9 protein-coding genes and 1 riboswitch are annotated in these 9323 nt (G+C 61.8%); of the genes, 3 read left to right on the top strand and 6 right to left on the bottom strand.

Features of this window, described 5'->3' with window-relative positions; genetic code table 11:
• Positions 1-71 precede the first annotated feature (71 nt).
• Complete coding sequence (locus tag ACP7AP_RS20370) at positions 72-416, bottom strand: DUF1636 family protein (RefSeq protein WP_426037156.1); 345 nt, start codon at positions 414-416, stop codon at positions 72-74.
• A gap of 34 nt (positions 417-450) precedes the next feature.
• Positions 451-664: riboswitch (cobalamin riboswitch) on the bottom strand.
• 54 nt (positions 665-718) lie between these two features.
• Positions 719-1837, bottom strand: coding sequence for a Gfo/Idh/MocA family protein (locus tag ACP7AP_RS20365; protein ID WP_426037154.1), 1119 nt, complete (start codon positions 1835-1837; stop codon positions 719-721).
• Positions 1838-2033: 196 nt separating this feature from the next.
• Between ACP7AP_RS20365 and ACP7AP_RS20360 the strand changes: the two genes are divergently transcribed.
• A complete protein-coding gene (locus ACP7AP_RS20360; RefSeq protein ID WP_426037152.1) occupies positions 2034-2906 on the top strand; it encodes a MurR/RpiR family transcriptional regulator in 873 nt (290 codons plus the stop codon).
• 9 nt (positions 2907-2915) lie between these two features.
• Here the strand turns inward: ACP7AP_RS20360 and ACP7AP_RS20355 are convergent, their stop codons facing one another.
• The 3 genes from ACP7AP_RS20355 to iolD are packed head-to-tail and all read right to left on the bottom strand — an operon-like array spanning position 2916 to position 6527.
• The gene (locus ACP7AP_RS20355; RefSeq protein ID WP_426037150.1) at positions 2916-3740 is read right to left on the bottom strand and encodes an SDR family oxidoreductase; all 825 of its coding nucleotides are present in this window, start codon (positions 3738-3740) and stop codon (positions 2916-2918) included.
• Positions 3737-4654, bottom strand: a complete 918-nt coding sequence (gene iolE / locus ACP7AP_RS20350; protein WP_426037148.1) for a myo-inosose-2 dehydratase — start codon at positions 4652-4654, stop codon at positions 3737-3739. Before iolE ends, ACP7AP_RS20355 begins: the two co-directional genes overlap by 4 nt.
• 1 nt (position 4655) lies before the next feature.
• Positions 4656-6527 carry a 3D-(3,5/4)-trihydroxycyclohexane-1,2-dione acylhydrolase (decyclizing) gene (iolD, locus tag ACP7AP_RS20345; protein ID WP_426037146.1) on the bottom strand — a complete coding sequence of 624 codons (1872 nt, stop codon included), beginning with the start codon at positions 6525-6527 and terminating at the stop codon, positions 4656-4658.
• A 105-nt stretch (positions 6528-6632) separates the two neighbouring features.
• Here iolD and ACP7AP_RS20340 point away from each other — a divergent pair, with 105 nt between their 5' ends.
• Positions 6633-7439, top strand: a complete 807-nt coding sequence (locus ACP7AP_RS20340; protein ID WP_426037144.1) for an HpcH/HpaI aldolase family protein — start codon at positions 6633-6635, stop codon at positions 7437-7439.
• Complete coding sequence (locus tag ACP7AP_RS20335) at positions 7439-8398, top strand: hydroxyacid dehydrogenase (RefSeq protein WP_426037142.1); 960 nt, start codon at positions 7439-7441, stop codon at positions 8396-8398. The genes ACP7AP_RS20340 and ACP7AP_RS20335 overlap by 1 nt, the downstream gene beginning before the upstream one ends.
• Here ACP7AP_RS20335 and ACP7AP_RS20330 read toward each other — a convergent pair.
• Positions 8376-9314: a LysR family transcriptional regulator gene (locus ACP7AP_RS20330; RefSeq protein ID WP_426037140.1), complete on the bottom strand. Its 939-nt coding sequence runs from the start codon at positions 9312-9314 to the stop codon at positions 8376-8378. The two genes, ACP7AP_RS20335 and ACP7AP_RS20330, sit on opposite strands and share 23 nt — an antisense overlap.
• Positions 9315-9323: the final 9 nt, after the last annotated feature.

Raw genomic sequence — 9323 nt, 5'->3', positions numbered from 1 at the left:
GTACCAAGCCCTCTGGACCGCCGTCGGTGCAGTCTGCGATCTATTCCATAGCCAGGAATGCAGAAACTACTTCAAAGCCGCAGGATATGGTCCCGATTGAAGGTGACTTGCTCTAAAGCATCAATATCGGCGTCCGGGTCAACATCGCCGAACAGCCATGTCGCCTTGCCTGTGGCGCGCCACGCCACGGTGCAGGGCCGATCACAGCCCGCCATACAGGCGGTGCCGGAAATCTCAAAATCTGCCGCCAGCCCCTTGGCCTGCGCCACTGCCACCTGCAGCTTTTCCAGCAGCGCAAGGCCGGGAAGGCACGGGCTGTCTTTGTGGCGACAGCTTTGGCAGACCAAAATTTGGTCACGTTTCGCGCTCTGCCGCATGGCAGGTTCTTGGGCCTGCGCGGGCCCGTGCGTATTCATCATAGCATCCTTCCCCAGGCGCCCCGCCCGGTCGGTTGTTTCGGCTATGATGGCAGGTCTCCTGACTCGCGGGTCGTGGCTTGCCTGCGCCTTCCCACCCCATCGGGGCAGTGGACTTTGCAGGTTCGCTCACCGCTTACAGTTGCGGGGGCAGTCACGGATTTGGCGGCTAATGCCTACACCACACCGTATTCCCTTTTCATCCGGCGCAGCTTGCACCTGCCGGAACCATCCCGCGCAAAAGACCGGGTTTGCGCGGCACTGTCAATCCGAACAGCGACAGGTGGCGGCGGTTTTGCGGCCTAGACCACATCCAGCCAGCTTTGCGCTTTCGACGAGGCTTGGATAGCCTCCACCAAGGTCTGAATCCGCAGGCCCTTGCGGAAGTTGAACGGTTCGGGAGCCTTGCCTGCGATGGCGTTGATGTAGCCCGCGACCTCGATCGCCTTCAGGTCGTTTAAGCCGATCTGGTGGCCAGCGGCAACGCAGAACAGGCCGTAGGGGGCGTGATCTGGCCCAGCTTCAATGCGGCGGAAGCCTTGTCGGCCTTTGGCATCAGCGGTAGAGAAGTAATTGAGAACGTTGAAATGTTCTTGGCTGAACGCCAGCGCGCCCTTGGTGCCGTAGACCTCAAAATCATGCTGCATCTTGCGGCCGGTGGCGATCCAGTTGCCTTCAATCGACCCTGTTGCGCCATTCTCAAACCGCAGGAAGGCGCGGCCCACATCGTCCACTGTCACCGCTTTGCGACCGCCGCGCCCATCGGGACGCTCGGCGATCATTGTCACAACGTCGCCCATCACACGGGTAATCGGACCACACAGAAATTCGGCGGTGGCGAGGGCATGAGAGCCGATGTCAGCCAAAGCCCCACCGCCCGCCGGGTCGTGGCGGAAGCCATAGGGGCCGTTGGCATCCGCCATGTAATCTTCGGCGTGCAGACCACGATAACCCCTGATCTCACCCAACTCGCCCGCCTGAATCATATCCCGCGCCAGCGCCAGCATCGGGTTGCACAGATAGTTGAAACCGACTTGGGTTTTCACCCCCGCAGCCTCGGCGGCGAGGGTCATTTCCAGCGCATCAGCCGCCATCGGGGCCAATGGTTTCTCGCAATACACATGCTTGCCCGCCGCAATCGCGGCCAGCGACATTTCCTTGTGCAAGGCGTTGGGCGCGGTGATCGACACCAGATCAATCTCGGGGTCCGCCATGATGGTGCGCCAATCAGAGGTGGCATGGGCAAAGCCCAAAGTCTGCGCCGCCCGCGCGGCGGCCTCATCGGTGATGTCGGCGACGGTGTGCAATTCCAGATCACAGGGAAGCTCGAACACCCGTGGGGCCGAGGTGAAGCCAAACACATGCGCCTTGCCCATAAAGCCGGTGCCAATCAGGCCGATGCGGAGTTTTGGTTTGCTCATCTGGGGGCGTCCTTATTGGGGGGTAAACTGCGGCAACGAGGGTGAAATCCGCGATAGGGTTGCGGCTTGGTTTGGTCAAGCGCGCGATCTTTGGCAGGCTCAAAGCCTCGTCAAAAGCCATCAGCGGGCGGCGCGGTGAATTCTGTTGCAATCGCGCGGGGTTGTCATAGGAAACAGCATAGAGGGTGGTTTCCAGATGCAAGACGCCGATGTTCCGCACAGCTATGAAGACCTGATCCGGGTCATTCACGACCGCTACGACGGCATGAGCAAATCCTACCAGATCATCGCGCGCTATCTGACGCAGAACCCGAATGATGTGGCGGTGCTGAGCGTCACGGCGCTGGCGGCGAAATGCGATGTGCATGCCTCCAGCTTCGTGCGGTTTGCGCAGGCTTTGGGCTACAAGGGTTTCAAGGAATTGCAGGTGTTGTTTCAGCGCAGGCTGTCCACTGCAGCCCCCGGTTTTGACGCGCGGGTGCGGGCGCTGGAGGCGGAACTGGGCGCGCGGGCGGATCATTCCGAGATCGGCTTTCTGCGCGATCTGGTGGTGCGGGATTTGACCTCGTTGCAGGATCTGCTGGCCTCGATTGACGGGGCGCAAATCTCGCGCGCGGTGGACCTGATGGAAGCAGCGCAGACGATCTATCTGCTGGGGCAGTTGCGCTCTGCCCCAGTGGTGGATTTGCTGCGCTATGTGCTGACCATGCTGGGCAAACGGGTGGTTTTGCTGGACCCCGGCGGCGGTTTGGCCACCCATATGGCGCGCACCATGCAGCCGGGCGATCTGCTGTTCGCGGTCAGCTTTCGGTTTTATGCGACCGAGGTGGTGAATATCGTCGAGGAAGTCGCAGCGAGGGGCGTGCCGATTGTCGCGATCAGTGACAGCACTTTGTCGCCCTTGGCAAAGAACGCGCAGGTGTTGTTCGCGGTGCCAGAGCATGAATATACCTTTTCGCGGTCTTTGGCCGCCCCGATTTGTCTGGCGCAGGCCCTGACGGTGGCCTTGGCGGCGCGGCTGCAAAAGACCGCAGGCGCGCCGCGTATTCCGATTGTGACAGCGACCTAGCGGGCCTTGCTACAGCGTCATCGGGCCGTCCGGCACCGGCATTCCGCCCGCAACTGCGCCCCAGACAGATTGATCGAAATTGACCACAGCCCCGGTCATCAGGCCAGCGTCGTTCGAAACCAGAAAGTTCACCGCGCGGGCAGCCTCGGCGGGGTCAACCAAGCGACCAAAAGGCAGTTTGGCTGCGGCCTCAGCCTCCCAATCCGCCCCGCCTGTTGCGGATTGCAGTTCGCGTTCGTGGTCCGACGACATCCAGCCGATGTTAAGCTGATTGACCCGGATGCGGTTGGCCATCACCGAAAACGCGCTGTTGGTGGTCAGGGTGGTCAGCGCCCCTTTGCTGGCACAATAGGCGTTGATGAAGGGCTGACCTGCGAGGGCCGAGATGGAACCGATGTTGCAAATCGCCCCCTGAACCCCGTCACGGATCATCAGCTTGATCGCGTCTTGCATCAGGAAATACGGCCCACGGACGTTGACGGCGAACATCCGGTCAAACAATTCGGGAGAGGTATCCAGAATGGTGCCGCGATCCGTCAAAGCTCCCGCGTTGACCAGCACGTCGATGCGGCCAAACAGACGGTCGGTCTGCGCAATGGCGGCGCGGCAATCGTCCACGATGCCGAAATCGGCGGCGATGAAATGCGCTTTGGTGCCGTGGGTTTGGTGCAGGGCTTGCGCGACAGCCTCGCCCCGCGCGGCATTGCGCCCGGTGACGATGATGCCCGCCGCCCCGGCTGCGGCAAGACGGTGGGCGATGGCAGCACCAAGGCCTTGCGTTGCCCCGGTGACGACGCAGATTTTGCCGTCCATCCGGTTGCCCGAGAAGGTCATTGCATCACCTCATAGCCAGCGGCTGCCATGACGCGCAGCAGTTCCTTATGACCTTTCTGCGCCATTTCCAGCGGTGGCGAGACCTTGGGGTCTTGCTCGGCCTCAACCACAAACCAGCCTTCATAGCCGTAAGAGGCACAGCGTTTGACGATGGTTTCAAAGTCTAATGAGCCATCGCCCGGCACGGTAAACGCGCCCTTCATCACCGCATCAAGGAAACTTTCGCGCGACCGATCCAGCCCGTTGATCACCGACATCCGCACGTCTTTGGTATGCACATGGCTGATGCGTTTGTGGTGATTGTCCAGCACCCGCAGTACATCGCCGCCCGCGAAAGCCATATGGCCTGCATCGAACAGCAGCGGAATCCCTGCGCCGGAGTGTTTCATGAACAGATCAAGCTCGGCCTCGGTCTCAATCACCGCCGCCATGTGGTGATGATAGGACAAAGGCATCCCCTGATCCGCGCACCACTCGCCAAAGGCAGTCATATCATGCGCATAGGCGCGAATTTGGTCTTCCGACAGCTTGGTTTTGCTGGCGAGGGGTTTGGAGCAGTCGCCTTGGATCGAGCGCGCCACCTCGCCATAAACGATACAAGGCGCACCTGCGGCGATGAAGAAATCCATCTGGGCGCGGATGCGGTCTTTGTTCGCAGCAATACCATCGTCGAGCACGGTGCCAGAGAACCAACCGCCACAGACTGAGATGCCAAAGCGGTTCAGGATCGGCCCCAACTCGGTCATATCCATCGGGAAGCGCCGTCCGGTTTCCATGCCGGTGAAGCCTGCCACGGACGCCTGCCGCAGACATTCTTCCAGCGTCACATCGTCCGACAGTTCCGCCAGATCATCGTTCCACCATGCGATAGGGGCGATGCCAAGTTTGGCTTTCAAAAGTGGTTTGGCGGTCATATCAAACTCCGATGCGCTGCTTGGCGCGGATTTCTTCCTGATGGGCGCGGGCTTGGCGCACGCCCTCACGGATGGATACCTCAGGCACGCCGACATCCCAATCTGCATCACCGGGCAGCCAAGCATAGGCGTCGGTGGTGATCGAGATCACCGTGGTGCGGTCGGTGGTTTTGGCCCATTCGAGGGCTGCGGCAAGGTCGGACAGGCTTTCGACATGGCGACTTGCGGCCCCCATTGCGCTCGCATGGGCTGCGAAATCGACATGCAGCGGGGCCGAGGGGTTCAGGATGCGACTGTCTTTCAGCAGGTTGTTGAACCCCGGCACGCCCTTGGCCTGTTGCAAACGGCTGATCACCGCATAGCCGTCATTGTCACACACCACGATGATCATTTTGTGACCCGACAGCACCGAGGAATAGATGTCAGAATTCATCATCATATAGGTGCCATCGCCGATCATAACGATGGGCGTGCCACCAACTGCTCCGAGGCCGCTTTGCGCCATCGCACAGCCCCAGCCTGCGGCAATCTCATAGCCCATGCAGGAAAATCCGAACTCCAGATCGAAGCTATGCGGGGCTTTGACGCGCCAGCCTTTCGCAACCTCGCCGGGCAGGCCGCCCGCAGCAGAGATCAGCGTATCATGCTCGCCCGCCGCCAGGTTCACCTGATGCACAACCTGCGCATAGGTTGGAACAGGCGTGTTGGTCGGGGCTTGGTGGGCATCCAGCAGCGCATCCCATGCGGCGAACAACGCCTTGGCGCGGGGCAAAAGTGCGGGGTCCGCTTGCCAATCGCCAAGGGCCGCGTTCAGCTCGGTCACGGTTTCCAAGGCATCCCCCACCACCGTCAAAGCGCGGTGCTTGGTGGCATCATAGCGTGCGGCGTTGATGCTGATAAAGCGGGCATCCTTGGCAAACGCCGTCCACGATCCGGTGGTAAAATCCTGCAACCTTGTGCCGATCGCCACGATCACATCCGCCTCTGCCGCCAGCGCATTGGCCGAAGCAGAGCCGATAATGCCAATCGGGCCACAATGCACCGGGTGGTAATGCGTGAGCCCTCCCTTGCCCGCGTTGGTTTCCACAACCGGAATCCCACGCGCAACAGCAAACTCGGCAACGGCAACTTCAGCCCCGGAATAGCGCACACCGCCGCCTGCGATGATCAGCGGTGCTTTGGCGGATTTCAGCAATGCCACGGCTTGCGCCAAAGCGGCACGGTCGGCGCGCGGGCGCGGGATGGTCCACAGGCGCTCCTCAAAGAACACCGCAGGATATTCAAACGCCAGTTCCTGCGTATCCTGCGGCAAGGCGATGAAGGCCGGGCCGCAATCGGCCGGGTCCAGCATCGCCGCGACGGCTTGCGGTAGCGAGGACAGGATTTGCGCCGGATGGGTGATGCGATCCCAATAGCGGGTGACGGCTTTGAAGGCGTCATTCACCGTCAGCGTCGGATCGCTGTAATGCTCCACCTGTTGCAGCACCGGATCGGGCAGGCGGTTGCTGAACGTGTCGCCCGCGATCAACAGAACTGGCAAACGGTTGGCGTGGGCAGTGCCCGCCGCCGTCACCATGTTCAACGCGCCGGGGCCAATCGACGCCGTGGCAATCATGATCTGCCGCCGCCGTTTCGCCTTGGCAAAGCCAATCGCGGCGAGCGCCATCGACTGCTCATTCTGACCGCGCCATGTCGGCAGTTGGTCTTGCACGGCCTCCAACGCCTCGGACAGGCAGGTGACATTGCCATGGCCAAAGATGCCGAACACGCCTGCAAACAGCGGCACTTTTTGGCCGTCGATTTCGGTCATCTGAACGGTCAACCAGCGCACAAGCGCTTGGCTCATCGTCAGGCGTATTGTGTCGGTAGACATGCGGATTCCTCCTGAGAACTCGGGCAGATCATAGCCATCTGAATTGATTATTGACAATGGCAAAGTTTTGCAAAGATTGTTGCAAAGTCGATTGGAGGGATGGGCATGATCGCGAACAAACTGAAAGCGCTCTGGGCGGCAGGTAAGCCTGCAATCAATGGCTGGTGCAGCATCGGCAACCCGTTCACCGCCGAGATCATGGCGGCGCAGGGTTTCGATTCTGTGACCATTGATATGCAGCACGGCGCGCTGGATTATTCCAACCTGCTGCCGATGTTTCAGGCGATGCGGGCGTCAGGTGCTGTGCTGATGGCCCGCGTGCCGTGGAACGAGCCGGGAATTGTGATGAAGGCGCTGGATGCCGGGGCGTATGGCATCATCTGCCCGATGATGAACACGGCCGAGGATGCGGCGCGCTTTGTCAGCTACCTGCGCTATCCGCCCTTGGGCCAGCGCAGTTTTGGCCCCACGCGGGTAAGCTTTGCGGCGGGGGCGAATTACGCGGGCGAGGCGAACGATAACATCCTTGGCTTCGCGATGATTGAGACCGCCGAGGCTTTGGCGAATGTGGATGCGATTGCCGCTACGCCGGGGTTGGACGGGCTGTATATCGGGCCTGCCGATCTGACATTGTCGCTAACCGGGGGTAGGCTGGCTCCGGGGTTTGACCGCGAAGAACCCGAGATGATCGCGGCCATCCAGAAGATTCTCGCCGCCTGCAAAGCCCGCGGTCTGCGCGCTGGGCTACATTGCGGCACGCCAGATTATGCCGCCCGCGCGATTGGCTGGGGCTTTGATCTGACCACCGTTGGCGGCGACAGTCGCTTTCTGGCGGCGGCGGCGGGGGCCGCTGTCACGCGGTTTCGCGATCTGACACAGGGTGAGGCCAAGGTCGAAAAGGGTGCCTATTGATGCCGCATATCGTGGTGGCGGGCAAGTTGCACCCGGCAGGGTTGGCGCTGTTGGACGCGGCGGAGCGGGTGAGTTTTGACCATATTGAGGAGATTTCGGAGGCATCCTATCAGCCGTATCTGCGCCGCGCCGATGCGCTGGTGATCCGCACGCAGCCGATGGGCGCTGAATCTGTCGCCTTGGCATCCCGGCTGAAAATCGTCTCGCGGCACGGGGTTGGTTATGATGCGGTCGATCTGGCGGCGCTGAATACGCGGCAGATACCTTTGTGCATTGTCGGCGATGTGAATTCGGTTTCGGTCGCCGAACATGCGATGATGCTGATCTTGGCTTGTGCGAAACGCCTGATCCGGGCGGATGCCCGCGCCCGGCAGGGGCCGTGGGGCTGGCGCAATCGGCTGGAGGCCGTCGAGATTTCCGGCAAGCGCCTGTTGATCCTCGGCTATGGCCGGATCGGGCGGCATCTGGCGCGGATGGCGGCGGGGTTTGGCATGGAAATTCGCGCCTACGACCCTTACCTTGCGGCGCAGGGCTGGCCGGAGGGTCCGGTTGCCCCGGTGGCTGCGCTGCCTGACGGGCTGGCGTGGGCCGATGTCGTCTCGGTGCATCTGCCGAAGGCGGACCGCCCGATTTTGGGCGCGGCGGAATTGGCGCAGATGAAGCCGGGGGCGATGGTGATCAACACCGCGCGCGGCGGCATTGTCGATGAGGTCGCCTTGGCGCAGGCCTTGCGCGCGGGTCAGATCGCTGCTGCGGGGCTGGATGTGTTTGAGTCCGAACCCCCCTTGCCGGATCATCCGCTGCTGCGGTTTGATCAGGTGATCCTGACGCCGCATATCGCCGGGTTGACGGCAGAAAGTGCCGAGCGGATGGCGGTGGCATCGGTGCAGAATGTGTTGGATTTCTTTGCGGGCAGGCTTGATCCGGGGCTGATCGTCAACCGGGCTGCGCTGGCCTAAGGCTGGGTTGTTTGGCGCGATCTTCGGCCACCAGGTCCACGAATGCCCGCAGCGGGGCGGGCATGAAACGGCTCGAAAAGTACAGCCGGGGACCGTCAAATTCTGGCCACCAGTCGGCCAGCACCGCCACCAACGCGCCACTGTCCAGATGCGGTTGCAGCCAGTTCTGAAAGGCAAAGATCAGGCCGCGTCCACCGATGGCAAGGTTGATCGCGGCGGCGGATGCGACGGTGCCAAGGATCAGCTTTGCAGGCGGATCAAGTGCTATCACCTCGGCCCCGCGTTGAAACGTCCAGTCGGTCAGCGCCCCGCTGGAAAAGCGGGTGCGGATGCAGTCATGCATGGCAAGATCAGTGGGGTGCAGCGGTGTGCCGCGTGCCGCCAGATAAGACGGTGCGGCGACCAGTGCGGCATGTTGGACGGCGGGGCCAATCGGCACCGCGATCATATCCTGCGCCAGATGCTCGCCATAGCGGATGCCCGCGTCGCAATCGGCGGCGGTGACATCGACAAGGCGATCGTCCACCACCACCTCGACCCGAACCTCGGGGTAACGCGCCATGTATCGGTCCAGCAGCGGCGGCAGGATATCCACCATCACCGCCCCCGGCACGTTCAGCTTCAGCCGCCCGCGTATTTCGCTCTGCGAACTTTGCGCATCGTTCAAAGCGGCGCGGGCTTCGGACAACAGTGGCGCGATCCGGGCGGCAAGGGTACGCCCCGCCTCGGTTGGCATCACAGAGCGGGTGGTGCGGGTCAGCAAGGGCGCACCGATGCTGGCCTCCAACCGGGTGATGGTTTCGCTGACGGTCGAGGCCGAAAGCCCCAAGCGGCGTGCAGCGGTGCGAAAGCCGCCCGCCTCGGTCACGGCAAGGAACACCTGTAGATCATCCAGCGAGGCGGCATTGTTCGACATGCCGATCAA

Origin of the sequence: Cypionkella sp. TWP1-2-1b2, from assembly GCF_049896245.1 — a bacterium.
Taxonomy (GTDB): Bacteria; Pseudomonadota; Alphaproteobacteria; order Rhodobacterales; family Rhodobacteraceae; genus Cypionkella.
Note: the sequence above shows the minus strand (reverse complement) of the source record. Positions and strands in the feature narration are given on the sequence as shown.

What these genes read in the sequence shown, in the direction of transcription:
- ACP7AP_RS20340 (WP_426037144.1), top strand. Translation starts at nt 6,633, where the DNA reads ATGATCGCGAACAAACTGAAAGCGCTCTGGGCGGCAGGTAAGCCTGCA.
- ACP7AP_RS20370 (WP_426037156.1), bottom strand. Translation starts at nt 416, where the DNA reads ATGAATACGCACGGGCCCGCGCAGGCCCAAGAACCTGCCATGCGGCAG.
- ACP7AP_RS20355 (WP_426037150.1), bottom strand. Translation starts at nt 3,740, where the DNA reads ATGACCTTCTCGGGCAACCGGATGGACGGCAAAATCTGCGTCGTCACC.
- ACP7AP_RS20365 (WP_426037154.1), bottom strand. Translation starts at nt 1,837, where the DNA reads ATGAGCAAACCAAAACTCCGCATCGGCCTGATTGGCACCGGCTTTATG.
- iolE (WP_426037148.1), bottom strand. Translation starts at nt 4,654, where the DNA reads ATGACCGCCAAACCACTTTTGAAAGCCAAACTTGGCATCGCCCCTATC.
- iolD (WP_426037146.1), bottom strand. Translation starts at nt 6,527, where the DNA reads ATGTCTACCGACACAATACGCCTGACGATGAGCCAAGCGCTTGTGCGC.
- ACP7AP_RS20330 (WP_426037140.1), bottom strand. Translation starts at nt 9,314, where the DNA reads ATGTCGAACAATGCCGCCTCGCTGGATGATCTACAGGTGTTCCTTGCC.
- ACP7AP_RS20335 (WP_426037142.1), top strand. Translation starts at nt 7,439, where the DNA reads ATGCCGCATATCGTGGTGGCGGGCAAGTTGCACCCGGCAGGGTTGGCG.
- ACP7AP_RS20360 (WP_426037152.1), top strand. Translation starts at nt 2,034, where the DNA reads ATGCAAGACGCCGATGTTCCGCACAGCTATGAAGACCTGATCCGGGTC.